Genomic DNA, 25,239 nt, shown 5'->3' on the forward strand with positions numbered 1-25,239 from the left:
GTTCGGTCCCTGCCGGTTGGCTGACAACGGAACGTCGAACGAGAAGCAGCCGGCTATGAAGATCACCGTCCAACGCAGTGGGGGAATCGCCGCGATGACACGCGTCTGGAGCGTAGATGCTGTGTCCCCCGATGAGAAGGAACGATGGGTGCCGATCGTTGAGGCCTGCCCGTGGGACGAAGCCAAGAGTCAGTCCCGGACACCTAATGAGCCGGACCGGTTTATGTACTCCATCCGTGCGGGGCAGCGGCGGGCAACTCTTCCCGACCGCGCCGTAACAGGCCCCTGGCAGGAACTGGTGGAATGCGCCAAGGCCGAAGGTGCAGAGTCGCGGGGCGGGTTCGGAAACCGCCGCTAAGAGGAGCCGCACTCATAGCCCGACGCGGTTTCGGTCGGCTTCTGGTTGGGCGCGATTTCAGATGGCTTCCGCCAACTGCCCCCGGAATGCCCGCCTGTAGCTTTGCGGACTTGTGTCCAACACTTTGGTGAAGTGGTGACGCAGCAGGACGGAATGCCCGAACCCTGCAACACGGGCGATCTCGTCGATGTTCAACTCAGTGGTTTCCAACAGTTCCTGCGCACGCAGCACACGTTGCGAGTTCAGCCAGGCTGCGGGCGTCGCTCCGGTTTCGGCCCGGAAACGGCGGGCAAACGTCCTGGGAGACATGTGGAGCCGTGCAGCCAACTCGTTCACGCTGTGCTCTTCGTCGAGGTGTTCAACCATCCAGCGCAGCAACGCCTCCATGGGCGCTGAGCCACAGCGGGGCATGGGCCTGTCGATGAACTGGGCCTGGCCGCCGTCGCGATGCGGCGGTACCACCATGTCGCGCGCGATCGCGGCTGCTACGTTCGCTCCCAGCTCCTCACGAACGAGATGGAGGCATGCGTCGATTCCGGCGGCGGTGCCAGCGCTGGTGATGATGGTCCCGTCCTGAACGTAGAGGACGTTCTCGTCCACGATAGCGTTCGGGTACCGGCTGGCCAGGTCCTGTGAATAGTGCCAGTGCGTGGTGCAGCGACGCCCGTCCAGCAAACCTGCCCGGGCCAGGGCATAGGCACCGGAGCAAATGGACATCACCCACGCGCCCCTGGCATGCGCTGCGCGCAAGGCAGCCATAACGGACTCGGGTACGTCCTGGTCACGGCCAAACGGCGCCATGATGACGAGATCCGCGTCGGCTGCTGCTTCGAGGCCGAGGTTTACATGAAGGGACAAGCCGGATTTCATGCGGATATCACCCGGTTCCGGGGCAACCACGCGGAAGTCAAAAGCCGGTACTCCGGCACCCCGGTCCGATCGGTCAATGCCGAAGACCTCAAAGGCTGTACCGAATTCAAAGACCGAGAAGTTGGGAACCACGATCACCGCCACTGATTTCAACATATTTCCAGTGTGGCAGAAAATTATCTAAATGGGGCATTTCTGCCACTGTTTCTTCAGCTGCCGTGAGAGCAGGCTTGAGGCATGGAAATCTTTGGAATCATCCTCTTTATCGTCCTCATCACCGCCGTCGCTGCCACCGTTTCAGCCCTGTTGAAGGATGGACGCGGGCACAACCCGCCCATCAACTCCAATGAGCCCTGGAGCGCTTTCGACGCTCCGAGCAGCCCGTATTGGAACCCCCGTATCTACTAGGGGGATGCCAAGCCGCCGCGAGGTACACCAGGCCACATCCATATGACGCCCGCCCGTTCACGGAATTCTGCAGGATTCCCCCCGAACGGCGGGCGTCCCTATTTTGCCCATGGTCCGCCAATGGACCCATGCGGATGTCCCATGGGCTAGATTCACATTCATGATCCAAACGTCTGCGCGGCTCCTCCAGCTGTTGTCACTGCTGCAGGTGCGCCGGGAGTGGACGGGACCAGCCTTGGCCCATCGCATGGGTGTGACGGAGCGGACCGTGCGCCGGGACATCGACAAGCTGCGCAACCTGGGATATCCCATACACGCCTCCCCCGGCATAGCCGGTGGTTATCAGCTTGGTGCCGGTGCGCAGCTTCCGCCGCTGCTGCTTGATGACAACGAAGCCCTGGCTGTCGCCTTAGGTTTGAATTCCGTAGCCGCAGGCCCCGTAGCAGGCATCGGTGAAGCATCCGTCCGCGCCTTGGCAAAGCTGGAGCAGGTCTTGCCGTCCCGCCTGCGTCCCAAGTTCGCCATGCTGAAAGCGGCCGTCACCACCCTCCCCAGCAACGCGGGGACCGTTGATCCCCAGCAACTGACCGTCGTCTCCGCCGCCATATCGGACCGGCGCCAAATCTCCTTCGACTACGTGAAATCCGACGGCGAATCAGCACGCCGGCTGGTGGAGCCCTACAGATTAGTGGACACCGGACGCCGCTGGTATCTGGTGGCGTGGAACGTTGAACGGGAAGATTGGCGAACCTTCAGGGCTGACCGTCTTGCTTCCCTGCCGTCGGAACGGAAGAGGTACACGCCAAGGCCCCTGCCTGCGGAAGACCTCGCCGCTTACGTGCAGCAGTCCATCACCCGTTCGCCGTACAGGTTCGACATCGTGGTGCGGCTCCGCGCTCCACTGGCCGAGGTAGCCGCCACCATTAGTTCCCAATATGCGACACTGACTGCCGACGGCCTGAATGCCACCATCCTGCGCTCCGGATGGGACAACCTTGCCGCCCCGGCGGCGTATTTGGCTGCGATGGACCTGGACTTCGAGATCCTCGAGCCTGCTGAATTCAAGGCTTACGCCATGGAACTATCCAGCCGGCTAAGTGCTGCGGCCGGGACTGTGACGGACACAGCGGACGTGGAACCCCACTCACAGTAGACTGACAGCAGCCATGACACTTCATATTTCCTACCCCGCAGAGCTGCCCGTATCCGAGCGCCGCGAGGATCTGATGGCGGCCATCGCCGCAAACCAGGTGACCATCATTGCCGGCGAGACCGGTTCGGGTAAGACCACCCAGATCCCCAAAATGTGCCTCGAACTTGGCCTTGGAGACAAGGGCCTGATCGGGCACACCCAGCCACGCCGGCTGGCGGCCCGCACGGTGGCTGAACGCATCGCTTCCGAACTCGACGTGGAAATTGGCCAGGAAGTGGGCTTCCAGGTCCGCTTCACCGGCGAGGTCAGCGCGTCCACCAAAATCAAGCTGATGACCGACGGCATCCTCCTCGCAGAGATCCAGCGGGACAAACTGCTGCGGAAATACAGCACCATCATCATCGACGAAGCCCACGAGCGCAGCCTCAACATCGACTTCATCCTGGGCTACCTCAAGCGCATCCTCCCCCAGCGCCCGGACCTCAAGGTGATCATCACCTCGGCCACCATCGATCCCCAACGGTTCGCCAAACACTTCGGCACAGAAGAAGATCCGGCTCCGATCATCGAGGTCTCCGGACGAACGTATCCCGTGGAGATCCGGTACAGGCCTTTGTCGCAGCCGGCGGGCGGGGACGAAGACACCTCGGACGATGAACTCGAAGAGGACCGCGATCCCCTGGACGCTGTGTGCGACGCCGTGGACGAGCTCGCCAAGGAAGCGCCCGGCGACATCCTCATTTTCTTCTCCGGCGAGCGCGAAATCAGGGATGCTGCTGAAGCCATCAACGGCCGCATCCAAACGAACAGGCGCCTGGCCGGGACGGAAGTTCTGCCCCTTTTTGCCCGATTGAGCCTGCAAGAGCAGCACAGGGTATTCAACCCCGGCGGTAAACGGCGCATCATCCTGGCCACCAACGTTGCCGAAACGTCGCTGACCGTGCCGGGCATCAAGTACGTGATCGATACCGGAACCGCTCGTATTTCCCGGTACTCACACCGTACTAAAGTCCAGCGCCTTCCCATTGAGCGCGTCTCACAGGCCTCGGCCAACCAGCGCTCGGGCCGCTGTGGGCGCGTTTCCGAGGGCATTGCCATCCGTTTGTACTCGGAAGAGGACTTCGAGTCGCGTCCGCTGTTCACGGACCCGGAGATTCTCCGGACCAACCTCGCTGCCGTCATCCTGCAGATGACCGCGATGGGAGTTGCCCGCGGACCCAAAGACGTAGAGAACTTCCCGTTCGTGGAACCGCCCGACTCCCGGGCCATCAACGACGGCGTCACGCTCCTGCGCGAACTCGGCGCCTTGACGTCGCCCAAGTCCGGTGACGCGGGTGGCAACGGTCGCAGCGGCAGTGGACTGACCGCCGTCGGGCAGAAATTGGCTCAGCTGCCTGTGGATCCACGGCTGGGCCGGATGATCGTGGAGGCGGGAAAGCGCGGCTGTGTCCGCGAGGTCATGATCCTGGCGGCCGCCCTCACTATCCAGGACCCCCGTGAACGGCCAACAGACAAGCAACAGTTGGCTGCGGAGAAGCATGCACGATTCCGGGACGAACTCTCGGACTTCACCGGCTTCCTCAATCTGTGGAACTACATCCAGGAAAAGCAGCGCGAGCTGTCCTCCACCCAGTTCCGCAAGCTATGCCGCAACGAATTCATCAATTACCTGCGCGTGCGTGAGTGGCAGGACCTCTTCACCCAGCTCCGGCAGATGGCCAAACCCCTTGGCATATCGCTGGACAACAAACGGGAAGCGGATCCCGTAGGCAACTACGAGGGCGTCCACATCAGCCTGCTTTCCGGCTTGCTAAGCCATATCGGCCTGCTGGATGAGCGCAAGCGTGAATACGCCGGCGCCCGCGGAAGCCGGTTTGCGATCTTCCCAGGTTCAGCACTATTCAAGAAATCGCCTACGTTCGTTATGGCGGCGGAACTGGTGGAAACCAGCCGCCTCTGGGCACGTGTCGCCGCCAAGTTCGATCCCCTGTGGGCCGAGCAGGTAGCTCCGGACCTGGTAAAGCGGTCCTACAGTGAGCCGCACTGGTCTTCACGGCAAGGGGCCGTCATGGCTCACGAGAAAGTGACGCTCTACGGCGTCCCGATCATTCCCAACCGCCGCGTCAACTACGGACGGGTCGATCCCGAACTCTCACGTGAACTGTTCATCCGCCACGCTCTGGTAGAAGGCGAGTGGAAGACCCATCACAAGTTCTTCCACCGTAACCGCGCCCTCCTGCAGGAAATCGAAGAACTCGAAACCCGCATGCGGCGCCGCGACATCCTGGTGGACGATCAGACGCTCTTCGAGTTCTACGACGCACGTGTGGGCAAGGAAGTGGTTTCCGAGAGGCACTTTGATAAGTGGTGGAAGGATGCCCGCCAGTCAGACCCCGACCTCCTGGACTTCGACCAATCGTTGCTGATGAGCGAAGATGCCGAGGCGCTGGACGACTCCGCATATCCGAAGAGTTGGCTGCACAAGGGATTCGAACTGCCCCTGAGCTACGAATTCCATCCTGTGGCTCCAGGCTCGGCCCCCAACCCGTCCGACGGCGTCACCGCCGAAGTTCCGGTGTTGTTCCTCAACCAATTGGACGACGCCCCCTTCCGTTGGCAAATCCCGGGCCAACGGGTGGAGCTGGTCACTGCCCTCATCAAATCGCTGCCCAAGCAAGTCCGGAAGAATTTCGTGCCTGCCCCTGACGTTGCGAGGCAAGCAACCGCAGCACTGGAAGCAGACTTCGATCCCGCCACCGATGAGCTCGAGCCGTCCTTGGAACTTGTCCTTCGCCGGCTCCGCGGGCACGTCATTCCCCCTGGATCCTGGAATTGGGACGCAGTACCGCCGCATCTGCGCGTGAGCTTCAAGGTTGTGGACAGCAGTGGCAAGGTGCTCGACGAAGGAAAAGACCTCGCTGGACTCCAGGAAAAGCTGGCACCGGCCACGCGCCGCGCCATTGCCGAATCACTCGGAGCAACACCTGCGACGACGTCACGCGCCAAAGGCGTCAAGGCAACCGGCCCGCTGAGCGCACCCAACGGCGGAACGCCGGCTTCAGGGCCGGCTCCTGCCGGTGGCGGAGCGGTTGCCGAACGCGAAGGTATCACCGCCTGGGACTTCGGCGCAGTGGAACGCCAAGTGACGCGCACCGTGAAGGGTCACGCCGTGACGGGCTTCCCTGCAGTCGTCGATGAGGGCAAGTCTGTCGCCCTTCGTGTTTTCCAGACCCGGCCGGAACAGGAAGCCGCCATGCGGGGCGGTGTTATCCGGCTGCTGGCCCTCCGGATCCCACCACCCGACCGTTACGTGCTGGAACACCTCAGTAATACGGAGAAGCTGACGTTCAGCCAAAACCCGCATGGATCCGTGAGTGCACTCATCGCCGACTGTGCACTGGCAGCCATCGACAAACTGGTTCCGCAGGATCTGCCGTGGGACAAGGAGGCCTTCGATGCGTTGTACGAAGTGGTCAGGGCAGAACTGATCGACACCGTGTTCACGGTGACCGCCGTCGTCGAACGCATCCTGGCCAGTACGCGGCGCATCCAGAAGCAGCTGAAGTCCAACGCCAGCCTGCCACTGATCAGCGCCCTCAACGACATGAAGAGCCAGCTGGAGCAACTGGTGTTCCCGGGCTTTGTGGCACAGACGGGTTATGCGCAGCTCAGCCAACTGCCACGCTATCTGCAGGCGATCGAGAAGCGGCTGGAAAAGCTCCCGGGCAACGTTCAACGGGACAGCCTCAACATGGCAATAGTGCAGGCACTGGAGGACGACTACGACGACGCTGTGTCGGCGCTCCTTCCGGGACGCAGGGCGGGCACCGAGTTAACCCGGGTGCGCTGGATGATCGAAGAGCTCCGGGTGAGCCTCTTCGCCGTCGAGCTTGGTACTGCCTACTCAGTGTCGGAAAAGCGCATCCGCACGGTGCTGAACCAAGCCTTGGCACCCACATAGCCGCGGCGCAATGCCATGAAAAAACCCGGCGGCGCTTAATAAGCACCGCCGGGTTAAGTCGTGCAGGACTCAGTCCTGAGGGACTGCATCGCCGTGGCCTGCTTCCCGAAGCGCAGCACGGAGCTTTACAGCCGTGGCCTCCATGACTGCGGGATCGGGGTTGTGGTCCACGTTGTGGATTTCAAAGTCTGCCGTGGAGTAGGCGGGCCACACGTGGACATGCAAATGGTCTACCTCGAAACCTTCCATCAGCACGCCAACGCGCTTGGCGTCAAACAAAGCCTCCTGCACCTTGCCGATGCGCTGGGCCACGTCCATGACCTTTGCCAGCAGTTCAGGGCTGGCTTGCGTCCACGAATCCACTTCTTCACGCGGAACCACCAAGGTGTGTCCCTGGGTAATGGGCGAGATGGTCAGGAAGGCGACCACGTCCTCGTCTTTCCAGACAAAACGGCCCGGGATCTCCCCATTGATGATCTTGGTGAACAGTGTGCTCATGCGTCTGCCCTTTCGGATGGTTCCTGAAGTGTTGCGGTGTCCAGTACGAAACGGTACTTCACGTCCCCGGCCACCATGCGGTCGTAAGCTTCATTGAGTTGTCCGGCTCCCACTATCTCGATGTCGCTCACAACCCCGTGTTCAGCGCAGAAGTCCAACATTTCCTGCGTTTCCTCAATGCCGCCGATCAGTGAACCCGCATAGGCGAGTCGTCGGCGGATGAGCAGTCCCGGGCTGACCGGTGGCATGTCGTCCGCGGGGAGGCCCAATTGGAAGAGGGCCCCATCCAGGCGAAGGGTCCGGAAGTACGGGTTGAGATCATGCGGCGCTGCGACGGTATCGATGATGACGTCGATGCTCCGGTTGGCGGCCTCCATGGCGTCCGCGTCCTTGGAGAGGACCACGTGGTCAGCGCCCAGTTCCCGGGCAGCCTCGAACTTGGATTCCGACGTCGTGAAAACGGTGACGTCGGCACCCATGGCTTTGGCGATCTTCACTGCCATATGGCCAAGGCCACCCAAGCCTACGACACCCACGGAGTCGCCTTCCTCCACATCGAAATAACGCAGCGGAGAGTACGTGGTGATTCCGGCACACAGCAAGGGAGCGGCCGCTGCCGGATCAAGGGCCTCCGGGATGCGTAGCACGAAGCGCCTGTCCACCACTACCGACGTCGAGTATCCCCCTTGCGTAATGTCGTCCCCATGACGCGGGTCCGCAGCTCCATAAGTACCAACGTTGCCCCTCTCGCAGTACTGTTCCAGTCCTTCAAGGCAGCTCTCGCATTCGCGGCAGGAGTCCACCATGCAACCCACACCGACACGATCGCCGGGGGCAAATTCCTGCACCCCGGCACCCACACGTGTCACACGGCCTACGATCTCGTGGCCTGGAACCAACGGGTAGGGAGGAACCCGCCATTCACCGCGCGTTGCATGCACGTCCGAGTGGCACAAACCACAGAATTCAATCGCGATTTCGACGTCGTCCGCTGTAGGGGTCCGGCGCGCAACAGTCAGCGGCACCAAACCACTGTCCGGGGAAGTAGCCCCGTACGCTGCAGCCAGCGTTCCGGACCGGTCTTCACTGCTATCCAGGGTGACGGGCTTGGCGAGGGGCGGGGGCACAGGGCGTCCGGGAGTCATGCTCCGACGCTACTCCCGGCAGCCGTGCTTGTGCCACTTGGGGCCGCGGAGTCCTCGTCAAACGGCGTGCTGCCCACAATCACGTCATTCGCAGCATTGTTTGACCACTGCGAGAATGAACCCGGATAGAGCGCCGCACGGTATCCGGCGATCTCCAAGGCAGCAATCTCATGGGAAGCTGTCACGCCGGATCCGCAATAAACAGCAACGTTGGACGACTGATCCAGACCCAACTCCTCAAAACGCCTCCGCAGCTCTTCCCTTGGAAGGAAGGTGCCGGCGGCTGAGACGTTCCCCGTGGTCGGCGCGCTCACCGCACCCGGAATGTGCCCGGCCCTGGGGTCTATCGGTTCTACCTCGCCCCTGTATCTCTCCCCTGCCCGGGCATCCAGCAAGACACCATTGCGATGCCATTGTGCCGCCTCCTGCTCCGTGATGGCCGGCATGAGGCCTTCGCCCAAAGTGACATTTCCGACGGCGGGACTCACCTCACCGGATTCCACCGGGTAACCAGCCGAACGCCAAGCGGCGAGGCCGCCGTCGAGCAGGTACACAGAGACAAATCCAGCGTTCCGCAGGATCCACCAAACGCGTGCCGCGGCCATGCTGCCGCTGTCGTCGTACGCGACCACGGTGTCGCCGTCGTTAATCCCCCACTTTCGAGCCGACTCCTGAAAGCGGTCCTTGGTTGGCAATGGGTGGCGGCCCAGCCCGGTCTGTGCGTGGTCGGCCAGCTCTGTGGGCAGGTCCACGAAAACGGCGCCCGGAAGATGGGCGCCCAGATATTCAAGGTGCCCGTCAGTGCGGCCCAGGACCCATCGGACGTCGAGAAGCACAGTCCGCCGCCCGGTTTCGAGTCGCTGGTGCAGTTCTGACGCACTCATCAACGTGGCCATGGGATCTCCTTCGTTCTGGCGGCTGGTCTTCCCGCAGAGGTTTCGTTGCTGCCGGTGTCCGAATTCCAGCCTAGGCTTATCCGGTGAGCAATTCGTGTATTCAGGACAGGGCATGGGCCAGCGAGGCCATCCGTAAGATCGAGGCCGAGAATAACCGCTCCGCCGACACCCACCTTTATGCGGTTCCACTCCCGGACCACTGGGGAGTCCAGTTGTACCTGAAGGACGAGTCAACCCACAGATCCGGCAGCCTCAAGCACCGTTTGGCGCGGTCCCTGTTCCTGTATGGCCTGGTCAACGGCTGGATCACCGAGGGCACCACCATCGTGGAAGCCTCCAGCGGCAGCACGGCCGTTTCAGAGGCCTACTTCGCCCGGCTCATCGGCTTGCCCTTCATCGCAGTCATGACTAAGACCACCAGCCCCGAGAAGATCGCCCTGATCGAGGATTTCGGCGGCGCCTGCCTGTTGGTGGACCACGCCTCGGAAGTTTACGCCGTGGCCGAAGAGACGGCCAGGACGTCCGGTGGCTACTACATGGACCAATTTACGTTTGCCGAGCGGGCAACGGACTGGCGGGGCAACAACAACATCGCCGAGTCGATTTTCGAACAGCTTTCCTTGGAAGAGCACCCGGTTCCGGAATGGATTGTTGTGGGCGCAGGCACCGGCGGTACCAGCGCCACCATCGGCCGTTACCTGCGGTACAACCGATACAACACCCGCCTGGCCGTTGTTGATCCCGAAAACTCGGCTTTCTACCCGGCGTGGCGGGACGGAAACGCAGCCGCAGCCACTGGCCTGCCGTCCAGGATTGAGGGCATCGGCAGGCCTCGGTCTGAGCCCAGCTTCGTGCCGGCGGTCATCGACCATATGATCCAAGTGCCCGACGCCGCGTCCGTAGCCGCCATGCGGCACCTCCGGAAACTCACCGGCCTGCATGCAGGGCCTTCAACCGGGACCAACCTCTGGGGCGTTTGGCAGTTGGTTGCCGGGATGGTGGCTGAGGGCCGCAGGGGCAGCGTCGTTTCCCTGATGTGCGACGCCGGCGACCGCTATGCGGGAAGCTACAACGACGCCGGATGGTTGGCCGCGCACGGCCTGGACCCCGCACCGCATGAAGCAGTTTTGGAAAACTTCCACAGCACAGGAGTTTGGACCGGCTAGACCTCCACGGACTCCTTGGGCGCCAGTCGCGCGTAAGTGGTTCCGTAGCGGGCCCCTATCCGGGTGACATGTCCCTCGACAATCCCCCGGCCCAGTTCGTTGAGCAGCCCGTCATGGACAGGGAATGCCTTTGGAGCACGTACGGAAATGACGAAGTCCACTACCTCGCCCACCTTGGACCACGGCGCATGAATGGGGACAAGAAGGGTTTGGACGCTGATTCCGTCAGGGACCACGAACGAATCCCCGGGGTGGAATACGTTGTCGTCCACCAAGTAGCCGATGTTCGCTACCACCGGGATCTGGGCGTGGATGACGGCATGTTGCCCACCGTAAGTCCGGATGTTGAAGCCTGCCGCGTCAAAGCCGGAGTTGGGTTCCACAGTATGCACGCGGCCGGCGACATCCCCGTTTTCCTTTAACGCAGCTGCCACCCGGGCTGGCGCGTGGACCTCCAGCATGGTGTTGCTCCGCAGGGCTGCCGTCACTGCCGGGCGGTCAATGTGGTCATCGTGCTCGTGCGTGACAAGTACAGCGTGGGCTCCGCTTAACGCTTCCTCTGACTCGGAGAAAGTCCCGGGATCAATCACCAGGACCTTTCCTTCCTTCTCCAACCGAACACAGGCATGGGTGTACTTGGTGAGCTTCATGGAGACAGCCTAGGGCCGCCCGCTGACAGTTTCCAAGGTTCCCCTACTGGTAAAATTGGGGTTTGCCAGCATCCCCAGGGAAGTGAGTCTTTCAATGCCACAAGGCACCAGTCCCGCCACGACCGGCCATGACGCGCCGGCCACCAGCGGCGTCAAGGAGCAGCGCGTCACCAAGCAGCGCTTGGCCGTCAGCGCTGCCCTGGATGAATTGGATGACTTCGTCAGCACCCAGGAGCTGTACCGGCTGCTGCAGAACAAGGGCATCTCGGTGTCATTGGCTACTGCGTACCGCATCCTGCAGTCCTTGGCGGACGACGGACTCATTGACGTCCTCCGAAACGGAGACGGTGAGGCCGTCTATCGTCGTTGTGCAGTCACCGGGCACCACCACCACCTGCTTTGCCGCAACTGCGGCAAGGCAGAGGAAGTGGAAGCACCCGCCGTCGAAACCTGGGCTGCCCGCACGGCAACAGAACATGGCTTCACCGAGGTAGCCCACACAGTGGAAATCTTCGGACTCTGCCCCGAATGCACGGCCAAGAAGGCAGCCGGCAAGCTCTAGAGGGCACCTGCCGGCTGGTCCCGCGACACCCGGCCGTTAATGCCTCTGTTGGCGCGGACCCTGCCAATGACCCGGCACACCACGTAGATCAGGAAGGACAGCGTGGTGACGTAAGGGCTGATGGGAATGCGGCTACCCAAGGCCAGGAGAATACCGCCCACGGTGGCCGTCATCGCGAAGAGAACACTCAGCAGCACCACCAAACGCGGCGATGTGGTGACCCGCAGAGCAGCTGCTGCAGGGGTAATCAGCAAGGCAAGTACCAACAGCGCGCCAACAATCTGGATGGACAGTGCCACGCTGACACCCAGGAGAACCATGAAGCCGATGGCCAGGCCGCGAACCGGAACACCTCTGGCCTCAGCCATCTCCGGGTCAACGCTGGCAAAACTCAGTGGCCGCCAGATCGCCGCCAGTGCCGCCATCACCACCACTGCGGTTCCGGCCAAAACCTGCAGTTGCACCGTATCCACGGACACAATCTGACCGGTCAGCAGGCCGAACTTGTTCGCCGCACGCCCCTCATAAAGGGCGAGGAACAGGATCCCCAAGCCCAGCCCGAACGGCATGATCACACCGATGATCGAGTTCTTGTCCCGGGCCCGGACACCCATGAAACCGAGGAGCACTGCCGCGGCCACCGAGCCGATCAAGGAACCAAAAATGATGTCGGTGCCAATCAGGAGAGCAAACGCCGCACCGGCGAAGGACAGCTCGGAGATGCCGTGAACAGCGAACGCAAGGTCGCGCTTCATCACGAAGGTGCCAACCAGTCCGCCCAGCAATCCGAGGACAGCTCCTGCCCAGATGGAATTTTGGACAAGTACCAGCAACTCACCGTAATTCTCGAAGTTGAAAATGGTCTGCAGAATGCTCTCAAGATCCATCTAGAACTCCTCCCCCGCGGTGGCGTGGGCATCGTCATGGAAGTGCGTGGTTGCGTCTGGAAGACCGACGACGACGATCCTTCCGTTGGTGTGGATGACCTCCACATGACTGTCGTACAGTTCGGAAAGAACTTCCGTGGTCATGACTTCCTGAGGCGTCCCTACACGGAACTGGCCGCCGGCAAGGTAAAGGACCCTGTCTACATAGTCGATAACCGGGTTGATTTCGTGGGTCACGAAGACCACGGCACTGTTCCGATCGTGGCATTGCTTGTTGATCAGTGAACTGACGCCCTGCTGATGATGCAGGTCCAGGGAGAGCAGCGGCTCATCACACAGGAGAACCTGAGGCTCGGTGGCCAGTGCCTGAGCCACCCTGAGACGTTGTTGCTCGCCACCCGATAACTGCCCCACCGGCACCTTGGCGTAGTCTGACGCGCCCACTTGCTCCAACAACTCGTCGATCCGCTGGTTGACCTTGCCGGATGCGAACCGCATTCCCCAGCGGTGCCCATCGATCCCCAGCCCAACCAGGTCGCGTGCCCTCAACGGCGTATCCGCTGCAAAGGACTTTTGCTGCGGTATGTATCCAATACGTTTACTGCCGCGTTCCACTGCGTGGCCGCCCAGCGACACAGTTCCGGAATGCAGTTCCTGCAGCCCCAGAAGAACTTTCAGGAAGCTTGTTTTTCCGCTGCCATTGGGCCCAAGAACGGCAAAGAACTCTCCGGGGTGGATGTCCAGGTCCAGATCCCGCCACAGTGTCCTCTTGCCGAACTGCAGGCTCGCTCCGCGGAGGCTCACTACCGGTGTCAAAAGTTGTCCTCGATCCATGCGCCCCGGAGGAGCGCAATAGTTATGCCGCTGGTATCCGCGGCTGTGCTGATGGCAGGAAAAGGCCCCGCAGCCATCCTGAATATCTTAGGACGCCAACGGGGCTCTCCCCTGCACGTTGTTATGCGGGGACGGCTACTTCTTGAGTGCTGCCGAAATGGATTCCACGTTATCCGCCATCCACTGAAGGTACTCCTTGCCGTCCGGAAGTGTTTCGGTGAAGTTCACAACCGGCACCCCGGCACTTTCAGCGACGCGCTTGACGGACTCGGTCTGTGGCCCCTCCGTCTGCTGGTTGTAGGCGAGGAGACGCACAGATTTGGCGCTGACGAGATCTGTGGTTTCCTTCAGGACGGCGGGAGGGACATCTGTTTCCTCTTCGATCGCGGCGCTGTAAGCTTCCGGCGTCTTATTTTCCAGGCCGGCCGCCTCCAGGAGGTACAGGGGAACGGGTTCGGTAACAGCAACGGGTGCGTGCTCGTTGCCGGCCTTGATGTCACCGAGCTTGCCGGTCAATTCAGAAATTTTGGTCTTGAAGGAATCCGCGTTCGCAGTGAATGTGGAGGCAGATCCGGCGTCCAGACTGCCCAACTTTTCGGCAACGGCATCGGCGAGCTTGCCCATGGCGTCCAGGCTGTACCAGACGTGCTCATTGAACTCGCCATGATCGTGCGCGTGCTCATCTTCGTTGTGGGCCCCGGCACTACTGGATTCCGTGCCGTGGCCTTCTTCTTCGGGAGCCAGCCCTGAGACCTCCACAGCGCTGATCATATTCTCGTGGCCGACCTTGGTCTCGTCAGCAATTTTGTGAAGGAATTCATCGTACCCGCCCCCGTTCTCCACCACCAGCTTGGCCTTGGAGATCAGCAGCTTGTCCTGGGCCGTGGCTTCATAGGAGTGCGGATCCTGGCTGGTCTTGGTGATGATCGCACTCACGTTGACCTTGTCACCACCGATTGCCTTGACCACATCCCCATAGACGTTAGTAGAGGTCACAACCTCAATGGCATCAGATGAAGACGGAGTATTGCCGCCGGCCGGGGCAGCACAGGAGGACAACAAAAGGGCAGCAAGACCTGCAGAAACGGCAAGGGAAAGTCGGGCGGCGGAACGGCGCACGGAGACCTCGGATCTAGTCAAAATGAGAATCAAACACAATTAGGGGCTCCACCTAGTGTACCCCTAAATAGGAATGATTCCAGTTTAGACGGATCTGGCGCCGATGGTGATCCATCGACGCCAGACTAGCTTTCTCTTGCTATTGCGCTTGCTGACCACCGTAGCGGCGAATGCCGGTCGCCTGCGTGGCGTCACGGATTTCACCTACCAACTGCTCAATGACGTCCTCCAGGAACAGGACACCCTGAGTCTCGCCGCCCGCACCAACAACACGGGCCAAGTGTGAACCCGTCCGTTGCATAACGGACATTGCCTGTTCGATCTCGTCATCCGGGGAGAGGTTTGCCAGTGACCGGATGCGACCCTCTGCGATGGGGTACCTCCGGCCCTCGTCGGGAATGGACAGGATGTCCTTCACGTGCAGGTATCCGGCGAGTTCACCGTCGTCGTCAACCATCGGGAACCGGGAGAATCCGGTGCGGCTGACCGCCCTCTCGAGGTCCACGGGCGTGGACGCTGTCTTCAGTACCACCAGCTTGTCCAGGGGAACCATGATGTGCGAGGCAGTATGTTCCGAGAACTCCAAAGCACCGCTGAGCAAGCCCGCTTCGTCGTCCACAAGGCCGTGGCGCGTGGACTCCTGGACGATCGACTGCACCTCCTCCAGCGTGAACGTAGAGGAGACTTCGTCCTTGGGTTCAATTTTCATCAACCTAAGGATGTGGTTGGCCAGCCAGTTCAGCGTCCAGATGATCGGATTGACCACCTTGGCTATGAACATCAGCGGCGGGGCCAGCAGCAGGGCAGCCTTGTCCGCAACGGAGACCGAAATGTTCTTAGGCACCATCTCACCAAAGGTGACGTGCAGGAACGTGACGAACAGCAACGCAATGGCAAAAGCGATGATGTCTGCCAGTTCAACCGGAACACCGACCAGCTCCAAGGGCTCCGCCAACAAGTGGTGGATTGCGGGCTCGGCAACCTGAAGAATTAGGAGGGAGCAGACAGTGATACCCAACTGCGCACAGGCGAGCATCAGCGAAACGTTTTCCATGGCGCGCAACGTTGTTTGCGCGCGCTTGGATCCCGCTTCGGCAAGCGGCTCGATCTGGCTGCGACGCGCAGACATGACTGCGAACTCTGCACCCACAAAGAAGGCGTTGCCGATCAAAAGGACCACGAGCCAGACGATTCCTGCCCAGTCGCTCATACGGCACCTGCTTCGTGACGCGTGCTTCCGGAGTCAGCGGATGATGATTCGCCCGTCTCCACGTGATGGAAACAGATCCGGTCGATCCTTCGGCCATCCATCCTGGTCACCGTCAGCGTCCCACCAACGGTGTCCACAACATCGCCTGTCCTGGCAATGCGGCCCAGCTGGCTCATGACGTAACCACCCACAGTCTCGTAGGCGGATTCATCAGGAACAGTGAGGTTGGGGATCTGCTCGGACACTTCGTCCGGCCTCAGCAAGCCCGGGAAATACCAGTCACCGGATGCGCTCTGCAGCACTCCCGGCCGAACCTTGTCATGCTCGTCGGATACTTCGCCGACGATCTCTTCCACAAGGTCTTCGAGGGTGGTGATTCCCGCGGTGCCGCCGTATTCATCCAGCACGACGGCTAGCTGAAGGTTGCCTTCGCGCAGCTCAGACAGGAGTGCGTCCAGATGGATAGTCTCCGGGACCTGCAGGACGTCAGTCATGATCGCGCCCGCCTCAAGCTTGGCCCGACGCTCCGCAGGGACAGCAACTGCCTTCTTGACGTGAACAACCCCGCGGATATCGTCCGTCGAATCGCCAATGACAGGGAAACGGGAGTATCCGGTTCGCCTCGCAGCGTCCAGGACGTCTGAGACCGGCTGATCGGCGTCGATGGTTTCCATGCGGATGCGGGGGGTCATGACGTCCGCCGCCGTGCGCCCGGAAAAGTTCAGGGTGCGGGCAACGAAGTTGGCTGTCCCGGCATCCAGCGTCCCCAGCTCGGCCGAGCGCCGCACCAAGGACGCAAGCTCTGCGGGGGTCCTTGCCCCCGAGATCTCTTCCTTTGCTTCGAGGCCGAACAGGTTCAGCACCTTGTTCGAAAAACCATTGAGCACCACGATCGCCGGTTTGAAAACGGCGGTAAACATCAGCTGGGGCCGCGCGAGGCGCTTACCCAAAGGGAAAGCGAGGGCAATGGCCATGTTCTTGGGGACCAGCTCGCCCAGAAGCATCGACAGCAGCGTGGCAAACGCCATGGCAACAATCAGCGCGACCGAATGCGCTACCTCAGGGGCGAGGCCAAGCAAGCCGAGGGGCCCAACGAGCAACTGCCCCACAGAGGGCTCCATCACGAAACCTGTCAAGAGAGTCGTCAATGTGATGCCGAGTTGGCAACTGGAGAGCTGCGTGGAGAGCGATTTGAGGCACTTGAGCAGCGGCGCGGCAGCGTGGTCGCCGTTATCCACCGCCCGCTGAACGCTTGCCTGGTCCAGGGCAACAAGGGAAAACTCAACTGCTACAAAGAAGCCGGTGCCAAGAATCAGGGCAAAGCCGGCAAGGAGAAGAATCCATTCCACTTAGCGCATCACTCCAAGAGTGGGCACGTGCAATGGCGGTAACGCCTCTGGCGCGGGGATTCGCCCCGGCGGAGGCTGGTCGGGTCCCGCGGACGCATGGTCTGCGGCACCACCGGCTGTGAGCGCCGGCGCGTGATGGGCATGTGAACGGGTGTTGCCGGCTCGACGGGCGCGCTGTGCGGAGTTACCAGATTGGCTCCCCCGACAGTTCCCAGGCCGGCACCTAGATTTACTGTCCATAAGAATTTCAGTCTACAGTCCACCCGGCCAGGGCGCCTCGCTGGCGTCACGTGCGCTTACATGAATGAAGGACATGCTCATTAAGTCAGCCGCAACATGATTTAGGTCACCACTATTGGCAGTTAACCAACGATCCTAACTAGACTGACATGGGTCTGAGTTCGCGGGACCCGGACCCTGGCCCATCGTTGTGGAGAGCATCTGTGGCCAGCGGGAAAACAACACTCATGGAAGAGGCGTATTTCAAGTGCCAGAGCAGCCCAGCCACCGTCTACCAGAGGAATTTGGCGGAAACGAGTGGCTCGTTGACGAACTGTACGAGCGGTACCAACAGGACAAGAATTCGGTCGACGCCAAGTGGTGGCCGCTCTTCGAGTCCTTTGCTTCCGGTGACGGCACTTCTTCCAACGGATCCTCCGCAGCCGCAACGGCTGCCAATCCCCCAACCCAAGTACTTCCCGTGGTAGCTCCGTCTGCAGCGGCACCGGCACCGGCGCCGGCCGCTCCGGCAGCTGCCCCCGAGGCTGCACCGGCGGCACCCGCCCCGGCGAAAAAGGCACCCGCCACGGTTGCCCGGGACGGAGCAAAGAAGCCCGCCGCCGGCACCACGGCCCAGCCCATCCCGGCACAGCTGCCCAAGAGCACCAAGGCTCCCACGGCACCTGAGGAAGACGTCGTTTCCGTCCTCCGCGGCCCGGCCAAGGCTATTGCCACCAACATGGTGACCAGCCTTGAAGTTCCCACTGCCACGAGCGTCAGGGCAGTTCCTGCCAAGCTGCTCATCGATAACCGGGTGGTCATCAACTCCAACCTTGCCCGCGCCCGCGGTGGCAAGGTGTCCTTCACCCACCTCATCGGTTATGCCGTTGTCCGTGCACTCTCCCAGTTCCCCTCGATGAACGTCTACTACGACGAAATCGATGGCAAGCCGAGCGCGGTGCAGCCGGCTCACGTCAACTTCGGCATCGCCATTGACATGCCCAAGCCCGATGGCACCCGCCTCTTGATGGTTCCGAACATCAAGAAGGCAGAGACCATGGACTTCGCCGAGTTCTGGCACACCTACGAGGACCTCATCAAGCGCGCCCGCAACGGCAAACTGACCGCTGATGACCACGCTGGCACCACCGTCTCGCTGACCAACCCCGGTGGAATTGGTACGGTCCACTCGGTGCCGCGTCTTTCCAAGGGCCAGGCTGCCATCATCGGCGTCGGTGCCCTTGACTACCCGGCTGAGTTCCAGGGCGCCAGCGAGAAGATCATCGCCCAGAACGCCATCAGCAAGATCCTGACCCTGACCTCCACCTATGACCACCGCGTCATTCAGGGCGCAGGCAGCGGCGAGTTCCTCAAGCTTGTTCACCAGCTCCTCCTCGGCGCGCAGAACTTCTACGACGAAATCTTCGAAGCCCTGCGCATCCCGTACGAGCCGGTGCGTTGGAGCCCGGATCTCCAGGTTGATCCCGCTGACGAGATCAACAAGGTTGCTCGCATCCAGCAGTTGATCCACTCCTACCGTGTGCGTGGCCACCTGATGGCTGACACCGATCCCCTGGAGTACGTCCAGCGCAAACACCCGGACCTTGACGTCCTGACCTATGGCCTGACCCTCTGGGACCTGGACCGGGAATGGCCCACCGGTGGTTTCGGCGGAAAGCCGCAGCTCAAGTTCCGTGACATCCTCGGCGTACTGCGTGACGCCTACTGCCGCACCACCGGCATCGAGTACATGCACATCCAGGAGCCCGCCGAGCGCAAGTGGTTCCAGGACCAGTTGGAGCACCCGTACTCCAAGCCCAGCCGCGAAGAGCAGTTGCGCATTGTCTCCAAGCTCAACGCTGCTGAGGCATTCGAGACCTTCCTGCAGACCAAATTCGTCGGCCAGAAGCGCTTCTCCCTAGAGGGTGGCGAGTCGCTTATTCCGCTGCTCGACGCCGTCATTTCAGACGCAGCCGACGACGGCCTGGACGAAGTTGCCATCGGTATGGCCCACCGTGGCCGCCTTAACGTGCTGACCAACATTGCAGGCAAGACCTACGCGCAGGTCTTCCGCGAATTCGAGGGCACCCAGGACCCCCGCTCGGTCCAGGGATCCGGTGACGTCAAGTACCACCTCGGCACCGAAGGCACCTTCACATCGGACAACGGCAAGCAGACCAAGGTTTACCTCGCCGCCAACCCGTCCCACCTCGAGGCAGTCGACTCTGTGTTGGAAGGCATCGTCCGCGCCAAGCAGGATCGCCTTGACCAGGGCGAATCCTTCCCGGTTCTGCCCATCATGGTCCACGGCGACGCAGCCTTCGCAGGCCAGGGTGTTGTGGCTGAAACCCTCAACCTCTCGCAGCTGCGCGGTTACCGCACCGGCGGTACCATCCACGTGATCGTCAACAACCAGGTGGGCTTCACCACTGCTCCGTCGTCTTCGCGTTCGTCCACATACTCCACGGACGTTGCCAAGATGATCCAGGCCCCTGTGTTCCACGTGAACGGCGATGACCCCGAGGCCGTGGTGCGCGTTGCACAGCTCGCCTACGAGTTCCGCCAGCGTTTCCACAAGGACGTCGTCATCGACATGGTCTGCTACCGCCGTCGCGGCCACAACGAAGGCGACGACCCCTCGATGACCCAGCCGCTCATGTACAACCTGATCGAAGCCAAGCGCTCCGTTCGCAAGTTGTACACCGAGTCGCTCATCGGCCGTGGGGACATCACCGAGGAAGAAGCAGAGCAGCTGCTCCGCGACTACCAGGAGCGCCTCGAGCGCGTCTTCGCCGAAACGCACGCTGCGCAGACGTCGCCGATCCCGATCATCACGGCTGACTCCGCGGCGGTCTCGGACATCGAGCGTCCCATTGCCCAGCAGTCGGACTTCGGCACCAATTCGCCCGCGTCCACGGCGATTTCCGCAGAGACCCTTGCCCGCATCGGCAAGGCGCACCTGGAAATTCCGGACGGCTTCACCGTTCACTCCAAGCTCAAGCAACTCCTGGAGAAGCGTGAGCAGATGTCCCGTGAAGGCGGCATCGACTGGGGCTTTGGCGAGATCGCAGCCTTTGGCTCGCTGATCATGGAAGGCGTACCCGTTCGCCTGGCCGGACAGGACTCCCGTCGCGGGACGTTCGTCCAGCGTCACGCTGTGTTCCACGACCGCGCCAACGGCAACGAATGGCTGCCACTGGGCAACCTTTCCGACGACCAGGCCAAGTTGTGGATCTACGACTCCCTGTTGTCCGAATACGCTGCCATGGGCTTCGAATACGGCTACTCGGTTGAGCGCCCCGATGCCTTGGTCCTCTGGGAAGCCCAGTTCGGTGACTTCGTCAACGGTGCGCAAACCATTATTGACGAGTTCATTTCCTCGGCCGAACAGAAATGGGGCCAGCGCTCCTCGCTGGTGCTCATGCTCCCGCACGGCTACGAAGGCCAGGGGCCGGACCACTCGTCTGCACGCATCGAACGCTTTCTGCAGATGTGCGCCGAGGACAACATGATCGTGGCCAACCCAACCACGGCTGCCTCTCACTTCCACCTGTTGCGCCGCCAGGCTTACAGCCGTCCACGGAAGCCGTTGATCATCTTCACGCCTAAGCAGCTGCTCCGCCTCAAGGGTGCCGCCTCGGCTGTCGAGGACTTCACCACCGGCGGATTCAAGACGGTTATCGGCGATCCGGAAGTGCAGCCCGCCAATGTGGACCGCGTCATCCTGGTCTCCGGACGCTTGTACTATGACCTCCTGTCCAACCGCCAGAAGTCCGGGGATACGTCCACGGCGATCATCCGCGTAGAGCAGCTGTACCCGCTGCCCAAGGCTGAGATCGACGCCGAGCTCGCCAAGTACCCGAACGCTGACATCGTGTGGGCACAGGACGAGCCCGCCAACCAGGGTCCGTGGCCGTTCATGGGCCTGAATCTGGCACCGGAGCTCGACCGCAAGCTCCGCCTCGTTTCACGTCCGGCTTCAGCATCCACTGCTGCCGGTTCCATGAAGCGCCACGCCGCTGAACAGGACGCCCTGATCAAGCAGGCGTTCGAACGCAAGTAAGCGAAACTGCCCGGCCTGAGGAGCGATGAGCGCGCCTTAGGCCGGGCAGTTCTGTTTAATGGGACAGGTACCCGGTTCCCAAACCGGCCGGTGATCCGGAAACCGTGCAAGGACCGTAACGAGTGTGAAGAGGTAACCGTGGAAGACAGGAAGCTGCGCATCGCAGCTGTAGGAGATGAACTGCTCGCGGGCCTGGGGGATCCCCGCGCCTTGGGTTGGCTCGGAAGAGTCCTGGCCCGCACACCCCAGGATTCCGTCGTGGTGGAAAGTTTCCCGCTCCCCTGCCCCATGGAAGGTACTGAGGGCCTTGCCGCCCGCTGGCAGGATGAAGCCGGCAGGCGTTTCAGTGATACGCATGAGAATCGATTGGTGATCGGCCTTTCGGGGCGGGATCTCGAGTTTGGGCTGTCCACCGCGCGCAGCCGCTTGAATCTTGCCAACATCCTTGATGGCGCTTCGCACAGCAGCGTGGAAGTCTTTGTGGTGGGCCCGCCTCCCACGCTTGATCCCACACGCAATAAGCGGCTTGCTGAACTGAACACTGCGTTTGCCGATGTCACCACCCGCCGAAATCACCATTACGTTGACACCTTCTCCCCCTTGCTCAATCATGAGCAGTGGAGGACGGACCTCGCAGCCAATGGGGGAACACCGGGCCAGGCCGGCTACGGATTGATTGCGTGGCTTGTTCTGCACCGCGGCTGGTTCCAGTGGCTTAATATCGCTCAACCGGAGTAGCCATGACGCGGAACGTGCAGGTTTCTGTCAGAGCAGCATTCACAGCGGCCGTTTTTGCCGGGGTGGTAGCCACAGTTTCCTGCAGTTCCGGTCCACCGGCTCCTTCAGCGACGTCGTCTACGGCTACGCCTGCGTCGTCACCATCACCCACTTCGCCATCACCCACTTCGCCATCGCCGTCGACGCCCTCGGCTGCATTGCAGCCCTTCGATGCCGGAACCCTCCGCGCAGACTTCGAGCGGACGGCAAAGGAAGTCCTCGTACCCGGGGCCATGATGCTGTTGGTTACCCCTGAAGGGACCCTCACAGCTTCGTACGGCACTGGAGTCCGCGACGCCCAGCGCGCAGTATCCACCGAGGACCATATCCGGGTGGGCTCCGTCACCAAGACCTGGACCACAACTGCCATTCTGCAGATGGTCCAGGAGGGCAAGCTTTCCTTGGATGATCCGGTGTCCCGGCACCGGCCCGACGTTCCCAACGGGGACAACATCACTATCGATCAGCTGCTGACCATGCGGAGCGGGCTGTTCAACTACACGGAAACCCTCGAGCTCAATTCGGCCATGGACACGGACCCGCAAAGGGCTTGGCAACCGGACGAACTTCTTGCCCTGGCCTACAAACACCCACCGTACTTTGCGCCTGGCCAGGGTTTCCATTACTCCAACACCAACACGGTCCTGCTGGGCCTCATCGCCGAAAAGATCGACGGGAAACCGTTGGGGCAACTGTTCAAGGAACGCATCTTCGAGCCGCTGGGGATGAAGGGAACAGTGTTCCCCGACATCGCGTCGAACAGTATTCCCGAACCCCATCCCCAGGGCTACTTCTTCGGGGACAACGTCCTGACCATGACGAATCCCGCACTCCCGGAGGCCATGCAGCAGGAAGCCATCGCTGGCACGCTCGCACCCAACGACGTCACTGACGTCAATCCATCGTGGGCTTGGGCAGCGGGTTCGGGGATCTCCACGGCCACTGATCTGAAGACTCTTGGTGAGGCCCTCGTCAACGGAAAGCTCCTGGACGCTGAATTGCAACAAAAGCGGCTTGAGACCGTCACGCCCACGAACCCGGACAAACCGGACGGCGCCTCGTATGGTTTGGGGATTGCGAAGTTCGGTAATCTCTTCGGCCACACCGGAGAACTTCCAGGCTTCAACACCTTTATGGGCAGTGACCCCATAAACTCCGTCACGCTGGTGGTGTGGACTAATTTGGCGCCCACTGCCGACGGCCGCGATCCCGCAGTAATCATTGCCCGCTCGCTCATCGGCAAGATTTACCGGCCTTAGCGTTAGGCCTGCCGTCCCGCATTAGCCAACAAACCATTGCCCCTGGACCAGACGCGATATATCGTGTTCCTAAGCAACGCGATATATCGCAACTTGGAGGGATCATGTCTGACGAACTATGGACCGTGACGGGCCCGCAAACACTAGATGTAGAGGAGGTCCGCTCTCTCAAACTGGGCATCGTTAGGGGCCGCTTTGACGTGGTGACACACGACGAGCCATACGTCCGTATCGAAATCAGTGAGATCACTGGCGACCCCCTGACGGTCACGCTTGTTGACGGCAGACTGGAAGTCCGCCACCAACTCCAAGGACCTCAGGGCTGGTTCCGCAACCTGATGGGGACCGTCAATAACACAAGCACCAACTCTGTGATCGTCGGCATTGCGCTGCCGTCCGGCGTCGACGTTGAAGCAGGTACCGTGAGTGGTGACGGCATGGTGTCCGGCATCAGCGGGCGCATCCGCCTGAACACCGTCTCCGGTTCCGTCCTGGCGGACAACACAAGCGGCGAACTGCACGTGAACACAGTCAGTGGCGAGGTCATCGCCAGAAACCACGACGGCGTCCTCACCGCCAAAAGCGTCTCCGGCGAAGTTACCGCCTCGGGCAAGTTCAAGAATGTCCGTGCGAGCACCGTGAGCGGCGACCTCAGCTTCGATCTCCAGGACTACACCAACGACCTTGGCGCCAACTCCGTCTCCGGCGACCTGACCATCCGGCTGCCGCACGACGTCGGCCTGGACATCGTAGCGAAATCGGCCAGCGGAACCGTGGTGATCGACGACCAAATGTACGCCCAGCCTGGCAGCAACGTTCACACCATTGTGGGCCCGGACGAAAGGCTGATGCTGGTTCGGACCAACACGATGTCCGGGAAGACCTACATCATGCACGGATCGGCGCCCACACCGGAAAACGGCCACCCGGCCCCCGGGGAAGCGGGCCTCTGATGCCGCCGGTTTTTGCCCACGGCGCCCTGCGACTGTACCTGCTTGCCTTGCTGGAGGCAGGTCCGAAGCACGGCTATGAGCTGATCAAGGAGTTGGGCGAGCGCTTCGGCGGCACCTACTCCCCCAGCGCCGGAACCATCTACCCGCGCTTGGGAAAGCTGGAGGCGGAAGGCCTCGTTGCCACGGAGACCGAAGGGCGTCGCACCAAATACCTCATTACCGATTCCGGCCGTGCTGAGCTGGACAGCCGCCGGCAGGAGTTGGCCGCCGTCGAGGACACCATATCGGCCTCCGTCAGGAGGCTGGCAGACGACCTGCGGGAGGACATCCGGGCAAATATGCGTGGCCTGCGGGCAGATCTTGCGGCAACAGCGGAGGCTGCGCGCACCAGCGCCTCTTCGGCTGCTTTTCGGAGCAGGACGGCGGGCTACACTCCCGAAGGCCAGCGCATCCTCAAGGAAGCGGAACTATTGGTTCAGTCCTTCAGGGACGACATTCGTGTCGAATTGCGCCAGCATGGCGCCTCGCATCCGCTGACTCCCATTGCCCTTGAAACCGTGCGCACTGTGTTGGACCAGGCCCGCATCTCGATCAGGAACTCGCTGCGAAACTGACTAAGGGGCTGCTCCGAGGCAGCACAACACCCGCCCGGTTCGCGGCGCAGCGCTCTGATGTGCGAAACTGGAGGGCAGCTTTATTGAGTATCAATCCTTGAAGGAGGCCAGCTATGAGCAAGCGTGCACGTAAGCGTCGTGACCGTAAGCGCGGCGGCGCGAACCACGGCAAGCGTCCCAACACCTAAGCCATCGGCTTAGCGTCACAGGCTTAAAAGCGAAGGCCCCGGAAACCATGCGGTTTCCGGGGCCTTCGATGTTAAACCCTAATGAGTGGAATGAGAGCCG

Annotated in this window: 23 protein-coding genes; 12 read left to right on the forward strand and 11 right to left on the reverse strand. The window is 61.5% G+C overall.

The window, feature by feature from the left end:
- The first annotated feature begins 55 nt into the window (after positions 1 to 55).
- Positions 56 to 358 (forward strand): protealysin inhibitor emfourin, encoded by a 303-nt coding sequence (locus AC6CH8_RS06130; protein WP_091468445.1) that lies wholly within the window; start codon positions 56 to 58, stop codon positions 356 to 358.
- Between the two features lie 57 nt (positions 359 to 415).
- Here the strand turns inward: AC6CH8_RS06130 and AC6CH8_RS06135 are convergent, their stop codons facing one another.
- Positions 416 to 1,384 carry a GlxA family transcriptional regulator gene (locus AC6CH8_RS06135; RefSeq protein WP_091468447.1) on the reverse strand — a complete coding sequence of 323 codons (969 nt, stop codon included), beginning with the start codon at positions 1,382 to 1,384 and terminating at the stop codon, positions 416 to 418.
- An 81-nt stretch (positions 1,385 to 1,465) separates the two neighbouring features.
- On the opposite strand from AC6CH8_RS06135, the gene AC6CH8_RS06140 reads away from it, so the two are divergent.
- The 3 genes from AC6CH8_RS06140 to hrpA all read left to right on the forward strand — a co-directional run bounded on the left by AC6CH8_RS06140 (position 1,466) and on the right by hrpA (position 6,750).
- Positions 1,466 to 1,636, forward strand: a complete 171-nt coding sequence (locus AC6CH8_RS06140) for a hypothetical protein (RefSeq protein ID WP_498189398.1) — start codon at positions 1,466 to 1,468, stop codon at positions 1,634 to 1,636.
- 160 nt (positions 1,637 to 1,796) lie between these two features.
- Entirely contained in the window at positions 1,797 to 2,789 is a 993-nt protein-coding gene (locus AC6CH8_RS06145) for a helix-turn-helix transcriptional regulator (RefSeq protein ID WP_498189400.1), read from the forward strand.
- Positions 2,790 to 2,802: 13 nt separating this feature from the next.
- A complete protein-coding gene (gene hrpA, locus AC6CH8_RS06150; RefSeq protein WP_498189402.1) occupies positions 2,803 to 6,750 on the forward strand; it encodes an ATP-dependent RNA helicase HrpA in 3,948 nt (1,315 codons plus the stop codon).
- Between the two features lie 69 nt (positions 6,751 to 6,819).
- Here the strand turns inward: hrpA and AC6CH8_RS06155 are convergent, their stop codons facing one another.
- Genes AC6CH8_RS06155 through AC6CH8_RS06165 form a run of 3 tightly spaced genes read right to left on the reverse strand, consistent with a single transcriptional unit; the run spans position 6,820 to position 9,289 of the window.
- On the reverse strand, positions 6,820 to 7,248 hold the full coding sequence (locus tag AC6CH8_RS06155; protein ID WP_091468455.1) for an HIT family protein: 429 nt from the start codon (positions 7,246 to 7,248) through the stop codon (positions 6,820 to 6,822).
- Positions 7,245 to 8,393 (reverse strand): NAD(P)-dependent alcohol dehydrogenase, encoded by a 1,149-nt coding sequence (locus tag AC6CH8_RS06160; protein WP_091468458.1) that lies wholly within the window; start codon positions 8,391 to 8,393, stop codon positions 7,245 to 7,247. The genes AC6CH8_RS06155 and AC6CH8_RS06160 overlap by 4 nt, the downstream gene beginning before the upstream one ends.
- The gene (locus AC6CH8_RS06165) at positions 8,390 to 9,289 is read right to left on the reverse strand and encodes a sulfurtransferase (protein WP_498189405.1); all 900 of its coding nucleotides are present in this window, start codon (positions 9,287 to 9,289) and stop codon (positions 8,390 to 8,392) included. Before AC6CH8_RS06165 ends, AC6CH8_RS06160 begins: the two co-directional genes overlap by 4 nt.
- 83 nt (positions 9,290 to 9,372) lie before the next feature.
- On the opposite strand from AC6CH8_RS06165, the gene cds1 reads away from it, so the two are divergent.
- A complete protein-coding gene (gene cds1, locus AC6CH8_RS06170) occupies positions 9,373 to 10,455 on the forward strand; it encodes an L-cysteine desulfhydrase Cds1 (protein ID WP_364308760.1) in 1,083 nt (360 codons plus the stop codon).
- Here the strand turns inward: cds1 and AC6CH8_RS06175 are convergent.
- On the reverse strand, positions 10,452 to 11,105 hold the full coding sequence (locus tag AC6CH8_RS06175; RefSeq protein WP_498189407.1) for an MBL fold metallo-hydrolase: 654 nt from the start codon (positions 11,103 to 11,105) through the stop codon (positions 10,452 to 10,454). The two genes, cds1 and AC6CH8_RS06175, sit on opposite strands and share 4 nt — an antisense overlap.
- A 94-nt stretch (positions 11,106 to 11,199) precedes the next feature.
- Here AC6CH8_RS06175 and AC6CH8_RS06180 point away from each other — a divergent pair, with 94 nt between their 5' ends.
- Positions 11,200 to 11,667, forward strand: coding sequence for a Fur family transcriptional regulator (locus AC6CH8_RS06180; protein ID WP_017198476.1), 468 nt, complete (start codon positions 11,200 to 11,202; stop codon positions 11,665 to 11,667).
- On the opposite strand, the gene AC6CH8_RS06185 is transcribed toward AC6CH8_RS06180, so the two are convergent.
- The 5 genes from AC6CH8_RS06185 to AC6CH8_RS06205 all read right to left on the reverse strand — a co-directional run bounded on the left by AC6CH8_RS06185 (position 11,664) and on the right by AC6CH8_RS06205 (position 17,066).
- Positions 11,664 to 12,554, reverse strand: coding sequence for a metal ABC transporter permease (locus AC6CH8_RS06185; protein WP_091468467.1), 891 nt, complete (start codon positions 12,552 to 12,554; stop codon positions 11,664 to 11,666). The genes AC6CH8_RS06180 and AC6CH8_RS06185 overlap by 4 nt on opposite strands.
- Positions 12,555 to 13,388 (reverse strand): metal ABC transporter ATP-binding protein, encoded by an 834-nt coding sequence (locus AC6CH8_RS06190; protein WP_178997623.1) that lies wholly within the window; start codon positions 13,386 to 13,388, stop codon positions 12,555 to 12,557.
- Between the two features lie 135 nt (positions 13,389 to 13,523).
- Positions 13,524 to 14,540, reverse strand: a complete 1,017-nt coding sequence (locus AC6CH8_RS06195; RefSeq protein ID WP_498189562.1) for a metal ABC transporter solute-binding protein, Zn/Mn family — start codon at positions 14,538 to 14,540, stop codon at positions 13,524 to 13,526.
- A 106-nt stretch (positions 14,541 to 14,646) separates the two neighbouring features.
- Positions 14,647 to 15,717, reverse strand: a complete 1,071-nt coding sequence (locus tag AC6CH8_RS06200) for a hemolysin family protein (protein WP_420178429.1) — start codon at positions 15,715 to 15,717, stop codon at positions 14,647 to 14,649.
- On the reverse strand, positions 15,714 to 17,066 hold the full coding sequence (locus AC6CH8_RS06205; RefSeq protein ID WP_091468474.1) for a hemolysin family protein: 1,353 nt from the start codon (positions 17,064 to 17,066) through the stop codon (positions 15,714 to 15,716). Before AC6CH8_RS06205 ends, AC6CH8_RS06200 begins: the two co-directional genes overlap by 4 nt.
- 487 nt (positions 17,067 to 17,553) lie before the next feature.
- On the opposite strand from AC6CH8_RS06205, the gene AC6CH8_RS06210 reads away from it, so the two are divergent.
- Together AC6CH8_RS06210 and AC6CH8_RS06215 are read left to right on the forward strand one after the other, a co-directional pair.
- Positions 17,554 to 21,348 (forward strand): multifunctional oxoglutarate decarboxylase/oxoglutarate dehydrogenase thiamine pyrophosphate-binding subunit/dihydrolipoyllysine-residue succinyltransferase subunit, encoded by a 3,795-nt coding sequence (locus tag AC6CH8_RS06210; protein ID WP_420178431.1) that lies wholly within the window; start codon positions 17,554 to 17,556, stop codon positions 21,346 to 21,348.
- Positions 21,349 to 21,486: 138 nt separating this feature from the next.
- Positions 21,487 to 22,086 (forward strand): GDSL-type esterase/lipase family protein, encoded by a 600-nt coding sequence (locus AC6CH8_RS06215; RefSeq protein ID WP_026005442.1) that lies wholly within the window; start codon positions 21,487 to 21,489, stop codon positions 22,084 to 22,086.
- Here the strand turns inward: AC6CH8_RS06215 and AC6CH8_RS06220 are convergent.
- A complete protein-coding gene (locus AC6CH8_RS06220) occupies positions 22,064 to 22,360 on the reverse strand; it encodes a hypothetical protein (RefSeq protein WP_498189411.1) in 297 nt (98 codons plus the stop codon). The two genes, AC6CH8_RS06215 and AC6CH8_RS06220, sit on opposite strands and share 23 nt — an antisense overlap.
- Between AC6CH8_RS06220 and AC6CH8_RS06225 the strand changes: the two genes are divergently transcribed.
- The 4 genes from AC6CH8_RS06225 to AC6CH8_RS06240 all read left to right on the forward strand — a co-directional run bounded on the left by AC6CH8_RS06225 (position 22,359) and on the right by AC6CH8_RS06240 (position 25,139).
- Complete coding sequence (locus AC6CH8_RS06225; RefSeq protein WP_256871376.1) at positions 22,359 to 23,384, forward strand: serine hydrolase domain-containing protein; 1,026 nt, start codon at positions 22,359 to 22,361, stop codon at positions 23,382 to 23,384. The genes AC6CH8_RS06220 and AC6CH8_RS06225 overlap by 2 nt on opposite strands.
- A gap of 104 nt (positions 23,385 to 23,488) precedes the next feature.
- Entirely contained in the window at positions 23,489 to 24,337 is an 849-nt protein-coding gene (locus tag AC6CH8_RS06230; RefSeq protein ID WP_420178432.1) for a DUF4097 family beta strand repeat-containing protein, read from the forward strand.
- Positions 24,337 to 24,951, forward strand: coding sequence for a PadR family transcriptional regulator (locus AC6CH8_RS06235; RefSeq protein ID WP_420178433.1), 615 nt, complete (start codon positions 24,337 to 24,339; stop codon positions 24,949 to 24,951). Before AC6CH8_RS06230 ends, AC6CH8_RS06235 begins: the two co-directional genes overlap by 1 nt.
- 113 nt (positions 24,952 to 25,064) lie before the next feature.
- Positions 25,065 to 25,139 (forward strand): 50S ribosomal protein bL37, encoded by a 75-nt coding sequence (locus tag AC6CH8_RS06240; RefSeq protein ID WP_369299106.1) that lies wholly within the window; start codon positions 25,065 to 25,067, stop codon positions 25,137 to 25,139.
- The last annotated feature ends 100 nt before the right edge of the window (positions 25,140 to 25,239 follow it).

This window comes from Paenarthrobacter sp. GQ52 (assembly GCF_059759005.1).

Excerpts from the sequence above, each read along its gene's own strand:
- AC6CH8_RS06130 (WP_091468445.1), top strand. The coding sequence starts at position 56 with ATGAAGATCACCGTCCAACGCAGTGGGGGAATCGCCGCGATGACACGC.
- AC6CH8_RS06135 (WP_091468447.1), bottom strand. The coding sequence starts at position 1,384 with ATGTTGAAATCAGTGGCGGTGATCGTGGTTCCCAACTTCTCGGTCTTT.
- AC6CH8_RS06140 (WP_498189398.1), top strand. The coding sequence starts at position 1,466 with ATGGAAATCTTTGGAATCATCCTCTTTATCGTCCTCATCACCGCCGTC.
- AC6CH8_RS06145 (WP_498189400.1), top strand. The coding sequence starts at position 1,797 with ATGATCCAAACGTCTGCGCGGCTCCTCCAGCTGTTGTCACTGCTGCAG.
- hrpA (WP_498189402.1), top strand. The coding sequence starts at position 2,803 with ATGACACTTCATATTTCCTACCCCGCAGAGCTGCCCGTATCCGAGCGC.
- AC6CH8_RS06155 (WP_091468455.1), bottom strand. The coding sequence starts at position 7,248 with ATGAGCACACTGTTCACCAAGATCATCAATGGGGAGATCCCGGGCCGT.
- AC6CH8_RS06160 (WP_091468458.1), bottom strand. The coding sequence starts at position 8,393 with ATGACTCCCGGACGCCCTGTGCCCCCGCCCCTCGCCAAGCCCGTCACC.
- AC6CH8_RS06165 (WP_498189405.1), bottom strand. The coding sequence starts at position 9,289 with ATGGCCACGTTGATGAGTGCGTCAGAACTGCACCAGCGACTCGAAACC.
- AC6CH8_RS06175 (WP_498189407.1), bottom strand. The coding sequence starts at position 11,105 with ATGAAGCTCACCAAGTACACCCATGCCTGTGTTCGGTTGGAGAAGGAA.
- AC6CH8_RS06180 (WP_017198476.1), top strand. The coding sequence starts at position 11,200 with ATGCCACAAGGCACCAGTCCCGCCACGACCGGCCATGACGCGCCGGCC.
- AC6CH8_RS06185 (WP_091468467.1), bottom strand. The coding sequence starts at position 12,554 with ATGGATCTTGAGAGCATTCTGCAGACCATTTTCAACTTCGAGAATTAC.
- AC6CH8_RS06190 (WP_178997623.1), bottom strand. The coding sequence starts at position 13,388 with ATGGATCGAGGACAACTTTTGACACCGGTAGTGAGCCTCCGCGGAGCG.
- AC6CH8_RS06200 (WP_420178429.1), bottom strand. The coding sequence starts at position 15,717 with ATGAGCGACTGGGCAGGAATCGTCTGGCTCGTGGTCCTTTTGATCGGC.
- AC6CH8_RS06225 (WP_256871376.1), top strand. The coding sequence starts at position 22,359 with ATGATGCTGTTGGTTACCCCTGAAGGGACCCTCACAGCTTCGTACGGC.
- AC6CH8_RS06220 (WP_498189411.1), bottom strand. The coding sequence starts at position 22,360 with ATGGCCCCGGGTACGAGGACTTCCTTTGCCGTCCGCTCGAAGTCTGCG.
- AC6CH8_RS06230 (WP_420178432.1), top strand. The coding sequence starts at position 23,489 with ATGTCTGACGAACTATGGACCGTGACGGGCCCGCAAACACTAGATGTA.
- AC6CH8_RS06235 (WP_420178433.1), top strand. The coding sequence starts at position 24,337 with ATGCCGCCGGTTTTTGCCCACGGCGCCCTGCGACTGTACCTGCTTGCC.